Genomic DNA, 17,638 nt, shown 5'->3' on the forward strand with positions numbered 1-17,638 from the left:
AATCTTATAATTTACAAAATACCGGTCTCTTTTCCTAATACTTACCTCGTATTTTACTGACTAACAGCGAAATATAATTTTTGTCATGTACTGAAGCCTATTTGTTATAAAAGTGTTAAAATTAGCATTGCGTGAAAATTACATCAAACATACAAAAGGAAAATACAGTCAAGGATATGTAAACTGTAGCTAGAGTGCCTTAAGAATTGTATCAACGGTAATCGTTCGCATGGCATCTTCATAACCAGCTACTTTCTTGTTCCCATACACCGAAGTTGGTAGTTTAGGAAACCCATTTCTATCCGATACCAAAGCATTTTCCATTGGTTGATTAAAAGGTGAAAATCCCGCATAAGGATGCGTCGCGCCCCAAAGCGTAATGACTTTTACACCAAGCATGGCCGCAATATGCGCATTCCCAGAATCCATGGAAAGCATGACATCAAGATTGCTAATGAGTTGTAATTCCTGCTGAAACTTAATTTTTCCTGCAACAACAATCACATTGTCTTTATTCGCAGCAAGCGAATTTAAGAGCTCTATTTCCTTTTTTCCACCGCCAAAAAGCAGAATAGTTTGGGTTGAATCCAAAGCCAATTGATCAATCACTTCCTGCATCAAATCCAACGGATACACTTTAGAATCGTATTGTGCAAAAGGTGCAATTCCAATTAGTTTCTGATGATTGGTTCCAATTATTGTTGAAATCTCCGGACTTAAAACTACCTTTTCAGGAAAAACTACATGCGATAAATTAACATTAAAACCGAGTTGTTCAAACACTTTCACATGTCTTTCGAACATCGTAGGCAGTTGCTGGAACACTTTATTCTCGGCTTGCGTCAAAGCTTTCTTCTCTTCTCTTCCTTTATCCACCGAAGCTGTTTTTTTTCCGCTTAAAGCAAAAAGGTTTCGGATTATTTTAGAACGTAAAACGTTATGTAAGTCGGCGAAAGCATCAATTTCTAAACCTTTCAAATCTTGGAACAAACGCAACAATCCTAAAAATCCTTTGTGCCGTTCTTTTTCATCGAAAGCAAAAAAAGAAAGATTCGAAATACCTTCAAAAAAGGGTTTGAAAAAAGGTCTAGAAATAACGGTAATTTTTACTTCTGGATACTGATTTACAAAAGCGCGTAAAACAGGAACCGTCATAGCGACATCTCCCATTGCGGAAAGTCTCATGACGGCTATATGTTTGATAGTAGTTGACAATTAATTATTGTTTAAAAACTATTAAGGTATAGAGAAGAACTTAATGAATCTTAATACCTTAATGGTTCAAAAAATATTTTTTTACTTTTTGTTCTGATACAAAACAGGATTCAAATCATCGTCATTGTACATTTTCATTTGCTTATACACTTTCATGAATTTATCACCGTTTTCGATGTCTGTTAACAAATCATCTATAGCGGCTGACAAATCGGATCTTTGTTCCAATAAAATATTCAATTTGACCTGACATTTATCTCTGTGGTCTTGGGAAGCTTCAGAACGAGTCGCTTCTTCGTTCATGTGATAAATTTTTAAAGCTAAAATTGACAACCGGTCAAAAGCCCAAGCTGGACTTTCTGAGTTGATTTTTGCTTCCTCTTTTACCACAACATGACTGTATTTTTGAAGAAAATAACTATCAATATATTCCACCATGTCCGTACGTTCTTGATTAGAAGCATCGATTCTTCTTTTCAAAGTCAGCGCTGCAACTGGATCGATATTTGGATCCCGAATAATATCTTCAAAATGCCATTGAACGGTGTCAATCCAGTTTTTGTGGTATAACAAATGTTCGAATTTATCCTTCGGGAAAGGATTGTTTATAGGCTGATCGACATTATCAAATTGATGATAATCCTTGATACTTTGTTCGAATACGGAGTACGCTAGTTTTGAAAACATATCTTTATATATTAAAAGACAAAGATACTTTTTATACTTTTATACCATAAAAAAATAACTAGAAGTTTAATTACAAATATACAACCATGCAAATTCATTATTTATCAGAAGGAAACAGTGTCCTTAATCATTTTTTGGGGCAAATACGGAATGTGAATGTTCACAATGACAGCATGCGTTTCCGAAGAAATATTGAGCGTATTGGCGAAATAATGGCGTATGAATTAAGTAAAGAACTGCATTACGCACCCATTGAAATCCAAACGCCGTTAGGCATAAAAAATACGACTGAGATCAAAGATCAGTTGGTTTTATGCTCCATTTTACGGGCTGGCTTACCTTTGCATCTGGGTTTTCTGAACTATTTCGATAATGCCGAGAATGGTTTCGTATCTGCTTTTAGACATCATCCCAATAATGACGATTACTTTGATATTTTAGTCCAATACCAAGCCATCGCTGATATCAATGGGAAAAATTTAGTACTAGTAGATCCCATGCTTGCCACAGGTCAATCCATAGTTGCTGTTTACAATAAATTAATGGAAAATGGGACACCAAAAGAAATTCACATTGCAGTTGTGATTGCCGCGCCTGAGGGAATTGCTTATCTAGAGGAATACTTGCCAGAACAATGTCATCTTTGGGTGGCTTCCTTAGATGAAAAATTAAATGAACACCGCTACATCGTCCCAGGATTAGGTGATGCAGGTGATCTTGCCTATGGAAATAAGTTATAGCTGGCTAAAAAAAGCAAATAAACTGCAGATAATTAGTACTGAAAGTACCATCTCTTGCTTTAATTTAAGCTGTGGTATTTCTATATAACTAGTTGCCATTATTGCTAAAGGTGCAACCGTAAAAATTAATAGGTCATTGCTTTTATTAGATGAGATCAAGAAAATAAGTACTCCAATAAAAAAAGAAGCAATGATTTTTTTGAAAGAAGTATGCAATAGTTGTGGTCTGCCTGATAATGTGGCAAACATAGAGACTAGAAAAAATAAAGCGATTGTAGCATAGATTGACAAAGCCGCATTTTGATAATTATTAGTAAAATAATCAATGCTAAAGTTTGTCGTTACACTATTAGTTATGTATTCTAGCACGTTTACATTGAACACTGTAGCATATACTAAGAAAATAATTGAAGTAATAAAAAAAGCAATAAAAGGCAGTATCCAGTTTCTATAGTCTCTAGAAACATGGAAAATTATAGATATAAAAACCAATACAATAAAAATTATACTCCAGAAATGAAATAATGTTGCCAGAAAAATCCACAAAGAAGCATCAAATATTTTTTCTTTGGACGCTTTCAAAGATTGTAACGAAATCAATCGGCGTAGGGCTAATAAAATAAAGAAATTAGACAAGATCAGACTTAAATTATCCAGTACGGTTGGAAAAAAAAGCAGCAATAAAAAATAAAAAAAGATCGTGTAGGTACTGTCTTTGCTCAATCCGTTCTTTTTAGCTACAAAATCTGTAATGAAGATAGAAGCCAATAAAAGACACAGTAATCCACCCTTACTTAGCATTAATAAAAAGGAATTGGTCCAAGATAAATCTTGAATTTGAAACAGGAAAAAGAAAATCAGCATTAAAATTAAGACCAATGAAAAATTTAATGGTGTAGATTTTCTAAAAACACTTGTTATCATAAGGATATTTTATACTTTTGTGTTCGTAAATATAATACTTGTTTAAAAAGTAAACCCTGCAAGTTCAAAAAGATTCTTCTAAATAAGACTTTTTACTTTCCAGAGTTCCTCAAAAACAATTAATAAAATTAATTTTATACATTATGAAATCATTTTTCGAAGGAATACAGTACTTATTTGTAAATATTTTATTTGCTCCTCTAGACTTTTTACGCTCATTAGAGCTATCTTCTTGGTTTGTTGCTAATACAATCAACTGGATTTTCATGATTATTTGTGCCTCTGCCATGGTGTATTGGATCAAACAATTGAAAATTTTTGAAGACGCTGGAACAGAGAAGCAAGATACTACCGCTCACTCTTTCTTAAAATAATATTTAAAAAAAAGTGAACGATAATTGGAAATTATTTTAAATCGTTTCCAATATCTTTTCTAAAATACATCTTATCAAAGTGTAGCTTGTCTATATTTTGGTAAGATTTTTTTATGGCCTCTTCAAAATCATTTCCATACGAAGTTACGGCTAAAACCCTTCCTCCATTTGACACTATATTTCCATTATCCAGTTTGGTTCCAGCATGAAAAACAATTGAATCTTGAACGTTCTCTAATCCAGAAATTACTTTTCCTTTTTCGAAATCCTCCGGATATCCACCAGAAACAACCATAATTGTAGTGGCGCTTCTTTCATCAATTTCTAAGGTAATTTCATCTAGTTTTTTATTGGCTACAGCCAAAAACAATTCTACTAAATCTGTTTTCAATCTAGGAATCACGACTTCGGTTTCCGGATCGCCCATTCTTACATTATATTCTATTACGATTGGCTCATTATTGACATTAATCAACCCAATGAAAACAAAACCTTTGTAAGGAATTCCATCTTTTTGAAAACCATCAATTGTTGGTTTTACAATACGTGTTTCAATTTTTTCCATCAAAACAGCATCAACATAAGGAACTGGAGAAACTGCTCCCATTCCGCCTGTATTCAATCCTGTGTCGCCTTCGCCAATGCGCTTGTAATCTTTAGCAGTTGGCAATATTTTGTAATTTTTTCCATCGGTAAGAACGAAACAGCTTAATTCTATTCCGTCAAGAAATTCTTCGATTACCACTTTAGAACTGGCGTCACCAAATTTTTGATGCACCAGCATGTTTCTTAATTCTTCTTTGGCTTCTGCCAAATCTTGAATAATCAAAACCCCTTTTCCTGCAGCTAATCCATCAGCTTTCAAAACGTACGGAGGTTGTAATGTTTCCAAAAATTCACATCCTTTTTCCACCGTTTCAGCAGTAAAACTATCGTAAGCGGCAGTTGGAATGTTATGTTTAATTAGAAATTCTTTGGCAAATTCTTTACTTCCTTCCAGTTGCGCTCCCATTTTTGATGGACCGATAACTGGAATGTGTTTTAACTCGGTGTCATTTAAAAAGAAATCATAAATCCCTTTTACCAAAGGATCTTCTGGTCCTACCACTACCATTGTTACTTTTTCCTGAATTACAAATGCTTTTATGGCTTCAAAATCAGTTGGACTCATCGCAACATTCGTCGCTATTGAAGCAGTTCCAGCATTTCCTGGCGCTACAAAAAGTGTGTCGCAAAGCGGACTTTGAACCATTTTCCATGCAAAAGCATGTTCTCTTCCGCCCGAACCCAGTAGTAAAATTGTCATGTGTAGTTGTGTTTAGTTGTCGTGCAAAAATAGTTCGTTTTATGTTGAAATAATAATTTTTTTTACTTACTTTTAACGTTAGTAACGCTAAAGATATGATAATTTCATTTGGCTCTAAAGAAACCGAAAAAATATGGAATGGAATTGTTGTAAGGAAGCCTTCAATTGAATCCCACAAGAAAAAACATTCTTATACCTGCGAAATGACAAAGTGGGCTCCTGACGACCTTGGGCAAATAACTGCTCTTCCGGAAGAAATTCAAAAAATTGGCAGACGAAAATTAAGAATGCTGAACAATTCGCAAGATTTGAATGACTTGAGAATACCTCCATCTAACCGATTAGAAAAATTAAAGGGCACTTTAAAGGATTTTTACAGCATTCGAATTAACAATCAATGGCGTATTATTTTTATTTGGAAAGACGGAAATTCAACTGCTGTGGAAATAATAGATTATCATTAAAATCGTTAAAATGGAAAAATTAAAAAACATACATCCAGGTGAAATTCTGTTGGAAGAATTTCTTATTCCTTTAGAAATATCAGCCTATAGATTAGCTAAAGATTTGAAAATTCCACAAACCAGAATTTCTGAAATTACTAAAGGAAACCGACGAATTACAGCTGATACCGCTTTGCGTTTAAGTCTGTATTTTGGCAATTCTGCGAAGTTTTGGCTTGGTCTTCAAGATGATTTTGACATTGAAGAAGAAAAGGAAAATAAAGCCGAGGAATTGCAATCCATCAAACGTTTTGATGTTTCAAAAGTAGCGTGATGTTTCCACTATTCGACTTATCCTTGCGACTAAATGGCTTTCCTATGAAGGAAGCTAAAGCCGAATTGCGGAAAATTGTAGCCTTTTCTGAAAAAGAACATCAAGTTTTTGTTCAAAATAAAAAATTGGAAATTGTCCATTTTCATTTGCAAAATAACGCTTTTTATAAAGATTTAGTCGGTTCAGAAAATTATGAAAACTGGGAAGATTTACCAGTTCTAAATAAGAAAAACTTACAAAAACCATTACTGGAAAGACTTTCAAAAGGCTATTTCGTTAAAAACAGTTATGTAAACAAAACTTCCGGTTCCAGCGGGACTCCGTTTATTTTTGCCAAGGACAAATATTGTCATGCCTTGACTTGGGCTTCAAATATGTACCGTTTTGGTTGGTACGGAATTGATTTTAATACTTCCTATCAAGCGCGGTTTTATGGAATTCCGATGGATTTTATTAGCAACAAAAAAGAACGTTTCAAGGATTTTTTAAGCCATCGTTTTCGGTTTTCCATTTTTGATTTATCGGATGACGTTTTAGAAAAGATACTGAAAAAATTTCAGAATGAAAAATTCGATTACATCAATGGCTATACGAGTTCCATTGTTTTATTTGCTAAATTTTTGCAAAAGAAAAACATCGTATTAACTTCAATTTGTCCGAGTTTGAAAGTTTGCATGGTAACTTCTGAAATGCTTTTTGATGACGATAAAATGCTTTTAGAAAAACAATTTGGCATTCCTATCGTCAATGAATATGGTGCTTCAGAATTGGATTTAATTGCTTTTCAGAATACGGAAGGAGAATGGCAAGTGAATTCAGAAACGTTGTTTGTAGAAATTTTAGACGAAAATAATAAAGCGGTTGCAAATGGTACTTCGGGCCGAATCGTCATTACCTCCTTGTTCAATAAAGCGCATCCTTTTATACGATATGACCTTGGTGATATTGGAATTTTGGATGAAAAAAGTACGTTACAAAAACCCATTCTGAAAAAATTAATAGGAAGAACTAATGATGTAGCAGTTTTGCCCAGCGGGAAAAAATCACCTGGACTTACCTTTTATTACGTCACAAAAAGTATTATTGAGGATGACGGAAACGTCAAAGAATTTGTGATCAAACAGACCAAAATAGACTGCTTCGAAATTGAATATGTCAGCGAAGCCGAATTGAATTTGGAACAAATAAAAAAGATTAAAAAGGCGATTGAATTGTATCTCGAACCGCATTTGAATTTTATATTTATCCGAAAAAATAGTTTAGAAAGAAGGAATCGAGGAAAATTAAAGCAGTTTAAATCGATGCTTTAATGGTTTTAGAATAGCGTGGTTTGAGTAGCAATTGTGTGAATAAAAACCCGATCATACAAAGCGTTGCGCCAATTAAATTCAAACGGTGATGCGTTCTATAAACCGAAAAATTATGTTTAATCAGATCGAGTTTAGAGGCCGAAATCGAGTTTTCTCGAATGCGATACAGCGCTAAACTTTCCGGAACAGGTTGTGCGAATTGTATTTTTTTTAGAATAGTCAACCACATCATCCAATCTTGCCGTTTCCGAATTGAGGAAATAGCAATTTTTCCAAAATAATTGACATCATAGATTCCCGTAAGGTTCCCAATATAATTACAAAAAAACAACTGTTGGTACGAAAGATGCAAAGGCGCTTCTACTCTTTTGTTCAAAGGTATGCCTGCTTCGTTAATGCAATCATAAAATGAAAAGGTGAAAGGAAGGTTATTCGCTTTCATAAAAGTAAGCTGTTTGTCTAATTTTTCGGGTTTCCACAAATCATCCGCATCTAGAAAAGCAATGAATTTGCCAGTTGCTTTCTCCAAAGCAGTATTTCGGGCAATTCCAGTTCCAGCGTTTTTCTGGAGTTGAAAAAGATGAATTCTATTGTCATTATTCACGATTTCTTCAATAATGGAAATCGTTTCATCTGTTGAACAGTCATCCACAATAATCATTTCCCAGTCCTGATACGTTTGATTTTGGACTGATTGGATCGTTTCTGCAATGAATTTAGCCGAATTAAAAGAGGGTGTGATTATGGATACAAGTGGGTTTTCCATTTCTAATATGCTTTTTTATCACCTCTTAAAGTGTTGTATATTGTGATGAAAATGATCTTTATGTCTAATAAAATAGACCAATTTTCCATGTAAAAGATGTCAAATTTGACGCGGTTGATAATATCCTCATCGGTTTCAACTTCACCTCGAAATCCTTTAGTTTGAGCAAGCCCCGTAATTCCTGGTTTGACAAAGTGACGCACCATAAACTTATCAATTTTTAGAGCATACATTTGGGTATGACTTACCATGTGCGGTCTAGGCCCAACAACAGACATATCTCCAAATAATACATTGAAAAATTGTGGAAGCTCATCAATGCTTGTCTTGCGTATAAAGCGCCCTATTTTAGTAACGCGTATATCATTTTTACAAACCTGATTTAAATGTGCCTCCTCATTAATCTCCATCGATCTGAATTTGTAGCAACTAAATTCTTTATAATTTAATCCGTTGCGCTTTTGGATAAAAAACAAAGGTCCTTTGGATTCCCACTTAATTAAAATTGCAAGAATTATACTCAACCATGAAAGCAGACCAAATATGACTACAATCGAAAACAAAAGATCAAAAACGCGTTTGATTATCTTATTCAAGGTATCATCTAACAAGATATTTCTCAATGAAATTACCGGAATGTAATTGTAATATTCAAAAGTAAAATTTCGAGAAAGAATTTGCTTTCCATCAGGAATAAACTTTAACGTCTTCATGTTATTATCAGCAAAATAAACGATCTCATTCATCTGATTTTGCGTTAAATCACTCATCGAACAATACATTTCATCTATTTTTTGCTCTAAAACATAGTCAAAACTCTCCCTTAGAATGCGGGTTTTATCCTTTTCAAAATTAAAAACCCGTTCTAATTTGTATCCATAATCTGGATTCTCCGTAAAGAAATGCTGTAAAGGTTCAATGCTTTGAGCTGTTCCTAATAAAATAACCGTTCTGAAATTTCCACCGAAAAGAACTCTGAATTTCTTTAGAAAGTAATAAATACATAATTTAACGACTAGAATTACTGCAAGTGATAGCGTAGTAAAAAGGACAACTCTTTTAAAACTAGAATTTTCCGAATCAAAAAAAGCTAAGGCGAGACAAAAAAGAGTAAACAAAACACCTTGCTTTAAGGCGCAGTTTAGTATTGATATCACTTTAGTATATCTGTAAACTTCGTAAAAGCCAAGGTTTGCAGCGATGACAAACCAACTGACACTGATAAATAAAGGATAAAAAATCTTATCTACAGGGAAGTCGGTCAAGTATACTGAAAGTACATTGATAACAATCAAGTCTATGACAAATGAAAAAGGGCGAATATAGCCTGAATATCTTCCCGTTTTGGTTTTCACTATTTTAAACAATTAGAAAAGTCATGCTACTTTTCTTTTACTACTATGATTACACTCCTAAGCCAGAAATAAGTGGCTGTTAAAGGCACTATTTTCACACCTAAATTATACTTTTTAAAACAAAAACAACGAAGTGGGTTAGCTAAATTTTAAAATAATTCATTGCTCACTTATACTCCGCAATCCAGCGTGTAAAGATGGTTTATATTAGTACCATAAAAGATTAAACATTGTATAATAAAACAATACATAGCCTTTAAAAAATAATTTTTGCGTCTAAATCACGGCTTTAAAAAATATATTTTGAAAAATCCTTATGTTCTTCTTTAGACAGCTCTTCTTTAGACAAGGATTTGAAATAATCGTAGGTGATTTTCATTCCTTCGGCCCTGCCTACTTTGGCTTCCCAGCCTAATAACTTTTTAGCTTTAGTAATGTCAGGCTGACGCTGTAAGGGATCGTTTATTGGTAACGGATGATAAACCACTTTTTGATTGGTTCCCGTTAATTTTATAATTTCATCAGCAAAATCTTTGATGGTAATTTCGTCAGGGTTCCCAATATTTACTGGAAAAACATAATCTGAATGCAGTAATCTGAAAATACCTTCTACCTGATCATCGACATAACAAAAGGAGCGCGTTTGCATGCCGTCACCAAAAATCGTTAAATCTTCGCCACGAATCGCCTGACCAATGAATGCTGGAATCACACGTCCATCATTGAGTCGCATTCTTGGACCGTAGGTATTGAAAATGCGCACAATTCTAGTTTCTACTCCGTGAAAGGTATGATAGGCCATGGTGATTGATTCCTGGAAACGTTTGGCCTCATCGTATACACCTCTTGGTCCTATCGTGTTTACATTGCCATAATATTCTTCGGTTTGTGGATGGACTAATGGATCCCCATAAACTTCAGAAGTGGATGCGATAAGAATTCGGGCTTTTTTGACTCTCGCCAATCCTAATAAATTATGCGTTCCCAGAGAACCCACTTTCAAGGTTTGAATTGGAATTTTTAAATAATCTATTGGACTTGCCGGTGATGCAAAATGAAGTATATAGTCTAAATTACCTGGAACGTGAACAAACTTTGTAATATCATGGTGATAAAATTCGAATTGTTCCAATTTGAATAAATGTTCGATATTTTTTAAATCTCCTGTGATGAGATTGTCCATTCCGATAACAAAATAACCTTCCTTGATAAAACGGTCACAAAGGTGTGAGCCTAAAAATCCTGCAGCTCCGGTGATAAGTATTCTTTTCATGAAATATTTTTGTGTTCGCAATATATAAAAAATGCTCGTTTTTAAAAGCGAATTATAGAATTATATTACGTCTTCTTTTTTACTAAACTGCAATGGCGACTTAGAATCATAACCTATGGCGGTGTTAAATAAATAAGAAAAATTATTGCCGTTTTACTTCCTTATGATTTTCACAGCATTGTGTAATTTAGCTTTTAATCTAGAACGACGAAATGGCTATTAATTTCACTGCAATCTAAATTAATGAAAATCATAAAGACTGGTATCAATTTTAAAAATTATTTTTCATCCAAGAAGTAGTTATTGCCACACTTTCCTCTAATTTATAAGGTAACTCTCCACATAGTTTTTCTAATGAGGTAGTATCATATACCATATTTGTGATTAGGTTATTTAATCTAAAAGTCGTTAATGGTGGATTTTTCCAACCTACTTTTTGAAGTGCATCGCCTATTTTGGAAGCCATCTTTAAGGGCAACATTGGTATAGTTTTTATCTGTTCTTGATTAAATTCTACAGCAATCAAGTTAGCCCATAATTTCAATTCTAAAGCTGGATAATCCGCTAAATAGTAATTTTGGTAAACCTTTTCTTTTGACGCAAACAGTATTTTTTCTATTTGAAAAGTCGTATTGTGCACAAAACCAAATGATTTTTTAGGATTATGGTTTCTGGGAATAAAAAACATTTTTTTTCGAACAGCATCAAAAAAAGTTCGGTATGGAATTTCGAAATATGGTCCCCAAATAGAAGTAGGTCGGACAATTACAAAATCATGGTTGGCTTTTTCTTTTACTATTTTTTCTCCAATCACTTTACTTTCTCCGTATAAATTAGGAGGACAAAAATCATTAAATGATTCAGGCGCATAATCTATTCTGCATACCATTCTACTAGAGGCATAAATCGTTCTTTTGATGGTTGGATATTTATTTATGAGGTCGATTATATTTTCGACACCTTCGATATTTGTGGCATATCCCGTAATAGATTGTTTTTCATCTAAGTCTGTTCGTGCTGCTAAATGAATCACATAATCCGGGTTAAAGGACTCAAAACATGCTGCAAGATCTTTTTGATTTAGAATATCTCCTTTGACCCAGTTTTTTATAAATGATTTATTTCTGGGCTTTTTAATATCATAATTGATAACCTGATGATTTTTAGAGCTCAAATATTCAACAAGGTTTGAGCCTATAAAACCTGAACCTCCTGTTACTAGAATCTTAACCATAAGAATTAATCCTTTTTTGATGTTTTTTTATATAGTAAATCAACTTCAATATATTTGTTTTTATGTCCTAAATTGAAATCAAGCATTCCAGAAAGTTCAAAATGCTTACTCATGAGATGAGTATTCATTTCAGTAAATGAAGGTTGATTTGTATAAAGTTGTTCTAAATTAGCTTCAATTATAATATAATCTATGTTTTTTAATGATTCTTCAGCCCCTTTTAAGACTTCTAATTCATAACCTTGAACATCTAATTTTAACAACGTAATTTCGGCCTTTAAACTATTTGTCAATAAAAGAGAATCTAGCGTTTTTATTTCTACCTTAATCTGCGACAAGTCATTCTCTTGTTTTGGGTAGTGTATATTGTCCGAGCTGATATCTAATATAGAACTAATATGACCGTATTTGTTTTTGTTGAAATTAATCACTCCCACTTCGTTTCCTAAAGCAAGGTTATGCGTTTTGATTTTTTTATTGGAATCGAATAATTTTTCGATTTTTAAATACAAGTCTGGCAATGGTTCAAAGGCGTTTATTGCTGCATTAGGATAAAAATGGCTAGCGACTTTAGAGAATTGGCCTGAATTAGAACCAACATCAATAATATTATCTAATTGGGGCACCATTTTTTTTAAATTAGAAACAACTTCAAAAGAAGCTATGGAAAAGAGTTTTCCTTTAACTAACTGTAAAGTCCATTTAGACTTTGCAACAATAAATAGCTGTTTGATCAGTGTAGAATACCTCATTGTTTTTTAATTATCTAGTGCTTGTATTAACTTAATTTTAATAGTGCAAGATAAAATAAAACCTAAAACAATATCCTGTTTAACACTACTATTTTACTTCTATTGTTTAAATAAAGATGCCTACTGATTATGAGGTTTTACTACTATAAATATGGTACATTTTATCACGAAATGAAAGCCAAATTGAGGCATTTAGGGTTCCATTTACGAGCTTTAGAAAATGGATTCTATGATAAAAAGACAGGAGAACAGCTGGAAGTTGACGGTATATTCTTTAAAATAAATCAATAAAATTGTTTGCTTTTTTTTATCAAATCTTTCTCGAATTGTGGCAATACACTTTCGAGAGCAAAATTTTCTACCACGTATTGTCTTGCTCTTAAGCCCATTGATTTTGCCATTTCGGGATTTTCTTTTAATTGGAGCAGTGCTAGTTTTACCGTTTCAATACTGTTTTCATGGAAATAAAACCCACCTTGAGAATGCTCAAAATTGTTCTTTATTTCAGAATCTTCGTGGCCAGTAACTATGGAAGGCTTTGCGCTTGCCATCATTCCTAAAATTTTTGAAGGCATTACTAGATCTTTGAACTCTGGTTTTTGAAACAATACATGAACATCTGCCTGACACAACAAATCATTTAACTGATTATAAGATACTGGCGGACAATAGGTAAAATTCCCTAAGCCTTGCAGCTGCTGCACAATTTCCTCTCGTTTTGCGCCTTCACCAACCAAACAAAAATGGAATTCAGGATGCATCTGCATTGCTGTTAAAAACGCCATATAGAAATCCCAATCTTGCTTTTCACCAATGTTACCCGAGTAAAGAATGTTGAACGTAGTACTACTAAATGCTTTATGCTCTTGGACATTTTCAGGATTTATGATGGAATAATCAATCCAATTAGGAAAGTAAATTGAATCAACGCTAGATTTGTGCGCTAATTTGATCATCATACCTTTACTAATAGTACTATTACAGTCCGCTCTGTTTAATATCCATTTTTCAATTTGAAATAAAATCTTAGAGGTGATCTGATGCTTAGACGGTACCTTAGTTTTCAAGGCGGCATCAAATTCAAAATCCTGTATGTGAATCCATAACATTCCCCCTTTGCATATTTTTAAAAACCAACCTAAAATAATAGAAACTGTGAAAGGCATAACGACAATAATCACATCCGGCTTTTTGATTTTTAAAACATTAACAACAGAACCCATAAGGAAATGAACCATTTGAAGGACTCTTTTGAAAAAAGTTGGTTTTGCGGGTGTGTATTGCTTGAATCTATATACTGTGACGTGGTTTATCGTTTCTTTCGAAAAAAGGGGGCTATTAGCATATTCAGCATGAACCTTCCATTGCGGATAGTAAGGAACGCCAGTTATAATGCTAACCTCGTGTTTGAGGGCCAAAAATTCCGCCATACCAGTAGTGTATAAACCAATACCGCTGTCCTCTGGGAAATAATTATGGCCAATTATAGTAATTTTCATAGTTGCCGTTTATTTCCTAATTGTTTCTAAAATTATACTTTCTAGAGTAGTAATAAATTTGGTTTCAGTAAACCTCTGCCTAGCATAGACTCCATTTGCTATTGCTTTTTTTTGTAATTCCGCCCAATTTGAAACTATGAATTTCAATTTTAAATACAAATCTTCTTCACTTTTTTCGATACAAAATACTGCGTTTTCCTCTGAACAAATATCGGGAATTCCGGCATGTTTTGTAGTTAGTATTAAGGCATTAAAAGCCATTGCCTCTAAAATACTAATGGGTTGTCCTTCCATACTGAAAAAAGTAGGTAGACAAAAAACATTTCCCCAAATCAACAAGTCTTGCTTGGCGGTTCCAGAGACAATTCCCAGATAGGATACATTACTCAATTCTGCTACTAACCCATCTACATTGTTGTCTTTTATCTTGTTTCCTGCTAATTTAACTTCTATAAATAGACCTTCTTCATTCAATCTTTTAATCACTTTAAGCAATAGGTTTATTCCTTTTTCTTCTAATAAATTACTTAAGAAGAAAAGTCGTATTGCGGAAAAATCTTTTTGCTGCAACACTATTTCCTCAGAAAGCAATAATTTATCTTCTACAAAATTATACAATTCATAAACAGCATCTTCCGCAATAAATGGAGTCAAGTTGTCTCTTAATGAATTAGAAAGTACGATTCCTGTATCGAATGAAGCAATGAGTTTAAAAAAAAGAGTCTTTTTTATTCCATGTAACGAATGATATTCTTTTTTTAGATGGTTGCTGTGCAAATGAAGGAGTGTCTTCTTGTTTAAAATTTTCGCCAAAATGATGAAAGGGGCATATTTTAGGACGCCAAAAAATGTAATACCAATAGTGATATAAACGGCATCGGCTGCGAAAATTTTGTAGCTCTGAAAATAAGTCTTTAGAAAGTTCAACTTCTCAAATGAGAAAGTACCAATGGTACTATTGACGATATCCGAAAGTTCCGTATTTATTTTTTTTACATTCCATCCCCTATTGGCTAAGCCGTTTGCAACAACTTGGTTGGACAAACTGATTCCTTTTGGTGGACCTGGAAAAGGGCCAATGATAAGCAAGTTCTGTCTCATTTTGAAATGTTTTTATCAAACTCCGAAGTGTAAATAAACATACTGGTAATAAAGGAGTAAATGATTATTCCGTTTTGCCGTTCCAAAACACTTTCGAAAAGAAAGACAAAAATAAAAAATAATAAAAAGACGATTGCTTCCGCATTTTTTCGCTTCATAAAATTTTGAAATAAGTAAGCTACTGAAAATAAATACAAAAGAATACCAATAACACCAGTAACTAATCCTATTTGAAGATATTGATTGTGTGCATTATAATTTTCTTTGGATAAAACTGCATAACCATCCAAAGCCAATTGTTTGCTTAAAACTTCTTGGGCATCTCCTACACCATATCCTAAATAGTTTGAATTTTTAATTACTTTTTCACTTGTATTCCATAAAATATACCTAATTCCAGAGGAGGTTTCCTTGTTATTGACCACTTTACTAGTGTCGAATAGTTCTAAAAAACGGCTTCTGATTTCGGTGACACAAAGCGATACTAAAAATAGTCCAATAAAAACAAAGACCAATTTAGCGGTCTGTTTTTTGTCGTTTTTGAGGAATAATAAAATACCGGATAGAATAAAAAAAGAAGCGATTACACCTTTTCTAGCTAGTATTAAAAGTCCAAAAATTAAAATTAGAAACAGAATAAAGTTTAATATTTTGTTTTTAAAACCTTCGATCAAAATAAAAAACAAGGCAAATGAAAAAAAGATGGAGCTATAAATAGGATGTTCATTCAAACCCCAAAATTCAAAAGTTATATAGGAATAGTAAGTATACAGATCCAGTTTTTGACTAAAATAACCCAATTGAAATAGGTAAATAAATAGCAGACTTGAGTAGATACTAGCCGCAACAATAACCGTTTTCCGGAATAGTTTATTAAAAATAATTTTTGTTTCTAAGGTCAAAAAAGAATATCCAAGAGGAATCAGGACAATGGGAATACAACGAAGTAAAATTGTAAAACCCCTTTGAATATTTTCCGAAAACAGTAGGCTGACTGCATAACCAATGAAGAAAATACTGCTTATAATTAGCGTTTTTATTTCAATTTTAATGGTTTTTCTGTTTTTAAAAAGTGAAAAAAGACTCCAAACAAAAAAAACAAATACCGTCAAAGGCTTTAGCTTAAAAGGCAATAACACGAATAAACCACAAAAAAAAGCAACATAAGGACCTGCTTTTTCAAATGTAAAATCTTTTATTTTCATGCTCATTGTTTCTGAAAATTACTAGAATTTGTTTTAAGAGGCATTTTAATTTTAACTCTTTTTAAAATAAAATAAAGCATATAAAGTGCCATCGAATAGTAGATAAAACGATGGGAAGATCTAAGGTTGTACTCAAAACTATGAACTACATATAAAGCTAATACTAAAAATTGGAGTACTGCCCAAAAATATTTTTTATGAAGGACTTGACTTTTTATAAAAAAATCTATGGCCGCAAAATAATAACCCAATAGCGAATAATAAAAGATACTAAAAACTGGATATTTAGCCAGTTCCCCTATGGCTGTATAGGGAGCAATTTCATTTATCCTGAGTTTTGAGGCAATTGCATACCAGTTTGTCAGCCTTCCAGGTAATGGGTTTAATGTGGTGACTAAATTACTTATAGAAGCATTTTTATAAACCTGAATGGTCTCCGAAGTTGCATAAAATCCAAAAATAAACGTATAATAAATATTCATGATTGTATACTTGAACAGAATCTCCGGTTTAGAAACCGTTGCCTTCAAATAGGGAATAAGTCCATGCGTGTTGGACTCCAATCGCAGCGAAATATTATACCCAAAAAAAACAATAACAAAAGGAATAAAGAAAACAAAAAATCTTTTGGCACGCTCATGATTCAAAAACACGGAATAACTCAACCCAAATGCTACTAAATAAATTGTTGCTGACCTACTCCCCACTCCTATCCCAACGGTCATTGCAATAAGAAAAGCCGCTACCGCAAGAGATCTATTTTGCCTGTAAAGCGTCCCTGACAATAGGCAAAGCACAATAAATAAATTTTGATAAATAATTTTAAAAATTGAATTGTCCTTAGGGATATATTCGACTCGATAAAACAACATTGAACCATAATCAATGTAAACCAAAACGATACAAACAATAGCTATCGCAAATATTACGATGGAAATTTGATTGGTATTGAGCTTTATATTTTGAACGTTTATGATTTTGATCCGCTGCTTCGCTAAAGTAAAATACGATTTATTCAAAAAGGAATATATAAAAACGCCTATTAAGAAAAGTAAAAGCATTTTTATGTAAACTAAAAAGGTTCGGTTAAACTTATTTTTTCCAATAAAATCAAATTGAA

The 17,638-nt window shown here is 33.1% G+C and carries 18 protein-coding genes; 5 read left to right on the forward strand and 13 right to left on the reverse strand.

Translation table 11 applies throughout. The features are described 5' to 3' along the window. Window positions 1–189 precede the first annotated feature (189 nt). Together IWX83_RS14865 and IWX83_RS14870 are read right to left on the reverse strand one after the other, a co-directional pair. Entirely contained in the window at window positions 190–1,185 is a 996-nt protein-coding gene (locus tag IWX83_RS14865) for a glycosyltransferase family 9 protein (RefSeq protein WP_196830826.1), read from the reverse strand. Between the two features lie 111 nt (window positions 1,186–1,296). Next, window positions 1,297–1,902, reverse strand: coding sequence for a DUF4254 domain-containing protein (locus IWX83_RS14870; protein ID WP_196830827.1), 606 nt, complete (start codon window positions 1,900–1,902; stop codon window positions 1,297–1,299). 86 nt (window positions 1,903–1,988) lie between these two features. Here IWX83_RS14870 and upp point away from each other — a divergent pair, with 86 nt between their 5' ends. Continuing rightward, window positions 1,989–2,642, forward strand: coding sequence for a uracil phosphoribosyltransferase (gene upp / locus IWX83_RS14875; RefSeq protein ID WP_073353826.1), 654 nt, complete (start codon window positions 1,989–1,991; stop codon window positions 2,640–2,642). Here the strand turns inward: upp and IWX83_RS14880 are convergent. Continuing rightward, window positions 2,637–3,566, reverse strand: a complete 930-nt coding sequence (locus IWX83_RS14880) for a DUF6427 family protein (RefSeq protein ID WP_073353825.1) — start codon at window positions 3,564–3,566, stop codon at window positions 2,637–2,639. The two genes, upp and IWX83_RS14880, sit on opposite strands and share 6 nt — an antisense overlap. Before the next feature lie 143 nt (window positions 3,567–3,709). Between IWX83_RS14880 and IWX83_RS14885 the strand changes: the two genes are divergently transcribed. Continuing rightward, complete coding sequence (locus tag IWX83_RS14885; RefSeq protein WP_073353823.1) at window positions 3,710–3,940, forward strand: uracil phosphoribosyltransferase; 231 nt, start codon at window positions 3,710–3,712, stop codon at window positions 3,938–3,940. A 31-nt stretch (window positions 3,941–3,971) separates the two neighbouring features. On the opposite strand, the gene purD is transcribed toward IWX83_RS14885, so the two are convergent. Next, entirely contained in the window at window positions 3,972–5,246 is a 1,275-nt protein-coding gene (purD, locus tag IWX83_RS14890) for a phosphoribosylamine--glycine ligase (RefSeq protein WP_196830829.1), read from the reverse strand. A gap of 95 nt (window positions 5,247–5,341) precedes the next feature. Between purD and IWX83_RS14895 the strand changes: the two genes are divergently transcribed. Genes IWX83_RS14895 through IWX83_RS14905 form a run of 3 tightly spaced genes read left to right on the forward strand, consistent with a single transcriptional unit; the run spans window position 5,342 to window position 7,333 of the window. Further along, window positions 5,342–5,710 (forward strand): type II toxin-antitoxin system RelE/ParE family toxin, encoded by a 369-nt coding sequence (locus IWX83_RS14895; protein WP_196830836.1) that lies wholly within the window; start codon window positions 5,342–5,344, stop codon window positions 5,708–5,710. 10 nt (window positions 5,711–5,720) lie between these two features. Then, the gene (locus IWX83_RS14900) at window positions 5,721–6,023 is read left to right on the forward strand and encodes a HigA family addiction module antitoxin (protein ID WP_073353819.1); all 303 of its coding nucleotides are present in this window, start codon (window positions 5,721–5,723) and stop codon (window positions 6,021–6,023) included. Further along, complete coding sequence (locus IWX83_RS14905) at window positions 6,023–7,333, forward strand: phenylacetate--CoA ligase family protein (RefSeq protein WP_073353818.1); 1,311 nt, start codon at window positions 6,023–6,025, stop codon at window positions 7,331–7,333. Before IWX83_RS14900 ends, IWX83_RS14905 begins: the two co-directional genes overlap by 1 nt. Here IWX83_RS14905 and IWX83_RS14910 read toward each other — a convergent pair. The 9 genes from IWX83_RS14910 to IWX83_RS14950 all read right to left on the reverse strand — a co-directional run bounded on the left by IWX83_RS14910 (window position 7,317) and on the right by IWX83_RS14950 (window position 17,579). Then, on the reverse strand, window positions 7,317–8,099 hold the full coding sequence (locus IWX83_RS14910; RefSeq protein ID WP_073353817.1) for a glycosyltransferase family 2 protein: 783 nt from the start codon (window positions 8,097–8,099) through the stop codon (window positions 7,317–7,319). The two genes, IWX83_RS14905 and IWX83_RS14910, sit on opposite strands and share 17 nt — an antisense overlap. A gap of 2 nt (window positions 8,100–8,101) precedes the next feature. After that, on the reverse strand, window positions 8,102–9,454 hold the full coding sequence (locus IWX83_RS14915) for an exopolysaccharide biosynthesis polyprenyl glycosylphosphotransferase (RefSeq protein ID WP_196830844.1): 1,353 nt from the start codon (window positions 9,452–9,454) through the stop codon (window positions 8,102–8,104). Window positions 9,455–9,743: 289 nt separating this feature from the next. Then, window positions 9,744–10,727, reverse strand: a complete 984-nt coding sequence (locus tag IWX83_RS14920) for a UDP-glucuronic acid decarboxylase family protein (protein WP_196830846.1) — start codon at window positions 10,725–10,727, stop codon at window positions 9,744–9,746. 271 nt (window positions 10,728–10,998) lie between these two features. After that, window positions 10,999–11,961 carry an NAD(P)-dependent oxidoreductase gene (locus IWX83_RS14925; protein ID WP_196830848.1) on the reverse strand — a complete coding sequence of 321 codons (963 nt, stop codon included), beginning with the start codon at window positions 11,959–11,961 and terminating at the stop codon, window positions 10,999–11,001. A 5-nt stretch (window positions 11,962–11,966) separates the two neighbouring features. Beyond that, on the reverse strand, window positions 11,967–12,713 hold the full coding sequence (locus IWX83_RS14930; protein WP_196830850.1) for an FkbM family methyltransferase: 747 nt from the start codon (window positions 12,711–12,713) through the stop codon (window positions 11,967–11,969). Window positions 12,714–12,997: 284 nt separating this feature from the next. After that, entirely contained in the window at window positions 12,998–14,212 is a 1,215-nt protein-coding gene (locus tag IWX83_RS14935; protein WP_196830852.1) for a WcaI family glycosyltransferase, read from the reverse strand. Between the two features lie 9 nt (window positions 14,213–14,221). Then, complete coding sequence (locus IWX83_RS14940; RefSeq protein ID WP_196830854.1) at window positions 14,222–15,313, reverse strand: glycosyltransferase family 4 protein; 1,092 nt, start codon at window positions 15,311–15,313, stop codon at window positions 14,222–14,224. Beyond that, on the reverse strand, window positions 15,310–16,518 hold the full coding sequence (locus tag IWX83_RS14945) for an O-antigen ligase (protein WP_196830856.1): 1,209 nt from the start codon (window positions 16,516–16,518) through the stop codon (window positions 15,310–15,312). The genes IWX83_RS14940 and IWX83_RS14945 overlap by 4 nt, the downstream gene beginning before the upstream one ends. A gap of 2 nt (window positions 16,519–16,520) precedes the next feature. Continuing rightward, window positions 16,521–17,579, reverse strand: coding sequence for a hypothetical protein (locus tag IWX83_RS14950; RefSeq protein ID WP_196830857.1), 1,059 nt, complete (start codon window positions 17,577–17,579; stop codon window positions 16,521–16,523). Between the last annotated feature and the right edge of the window lie 59 nt (window positions 17,580–17,638).

It is taken from the genome of Flavobacterium sp. CG_9.1 (assembly GCF_015751645.1).
Taxonomy (GTDB): domain Bacteria; phylum Bacteroidota; class Bacteroidia; order Flavobacteriales; family Flavobacteriaceae; genus Flavobacterium; species Flavobacterium xanthum.

What these genes read in the sequence shown, in the direction of transcription:
- IWX83_RS14865 (WP_196830826.1), bottom strand. Translation starts at nt 1,185, where the DNA reads ATGAGACTTTCCGCAATGGGAGATGTCGCTATGACGGTTCCTGTTTTA.
- upp (WP_073353826.1), top strand. Translation starts at nt 1,989, where the DNA reads ATGCAAATTCATTATTTATCAGAAGGAAACAGTGTCCTTAATCATTTT.
- IWX83_RS14910 (WP_073353817.1), bottom strand. Translation starts at nt 8,099, where the DNA reads ATGGAAAACCCACTTGTATCCATAATCACACCCTCTTTTAATTCGGCT.
- IWX83_RS14930 (WP_196830850.1), bottom strand. Translation starts at nt 12,713, where the DNA reads ATGAGGTATTCTACACTGATCAAACAGCTATTTATTGTTGCAAAGTCT.
- IWX83_RS14945 (WP_196830856.1), bottom strand. Translation starts at nt 16,518, where the DNA reads ATGAAAATAAAAGATTTTACATTTGAAAAAGCAGGTCCTTATGTTGCT.
- IWX83_RS14925 (WP_196830848.1), bottom strand. Translation starts at nt 11,961, where the DNA reads ATGGTTAAGATTCTAGTAACAGGAGGTTCAGGTTTTATAGGCTCAAAC.
- IWX83_RS14885 (WP_073353823.1), top strand. Translation starts at nt 3,710, where the DNA reads ATGAAATCATTTTTCGAAGGAATACAGTACTTATTTGTAAATATTTTA.
- IWX83_RS14880 (WP_073353825.1), bottom strand. Translation starts at nt 3,566, where the DNA reads ATGATAACAAGTGTTTTTAGAAAATCTACACCATTAAATTTTTCATTG.
- IWX83_RS14920 (WP_196830846.1), bottom strand. Translation starts at nt 10,727, where the DNA reads ATGAAAAGAATACTTATCACCGGAGCTGCAGGATTTTTAGGCTCACAC.
- IWX83_RS14900 (WP_073353819.1), top strand. Translation starts at nt 5,721, where the DNA reads ATGGAAAAATTAAAAAACATACATCCAGGTGAAATTCTGTTGGAAGAA.
- IWX83_RS14950 (WP_196830857.1), bottom strand. Translation starts at nt 17,579, where the DNA reads ATGCTTTTACTTTTCTTAATAGGCGTTTTTATATATTCCTTTTTGAAT.
- purD (WP_196830829.1), bottom strand. Translation starts at nt 5,246, where the DNA reads ATGACAATTTTACTACTGGGTTCGGGCGGAAGAGAACATGCTTTTGCA.
- IWX83_RS14870 (WP_196830827.1), bottom strand. Translation starts at nt 1,902, where the DNA reads ATGTTTTCAAAACTAGCGTACTCCGTATTCGAACAAAGTATCAAGGAT.
- IWX83_RS14905 (WP_073353818.1), top strand. Translation starts at nt 6,023, where the DNA reads ATGTTTCCACTATTCGACTTATCCTTGCGACTAAATGGCTTTCCTATG.
- IWX83_RS14895 (WP_196830836.1), top strand. Translation starts at nt 5,342, where the DNA reads ATGATAATTTCATTTGGCTCTAAAGAAACCGAAAAAATATGGAATGGA.
- IWX83_RS14940 (WP_196830854.1), bottom strand. Translation starts at nt 15,313, where the DNA reads ATGAGACAGAACTTGCTTATCATTGGCCCTTTTCCAGGTCCACCAAAA.
- IWX83_RS14935 (WP_196830852.1), bottom strand. Translation starts at nt 14,212, where the DNA reads ATGAAAATTACTATAATTGGCCATAATTATTTCCCAGAGGACAGCGGT.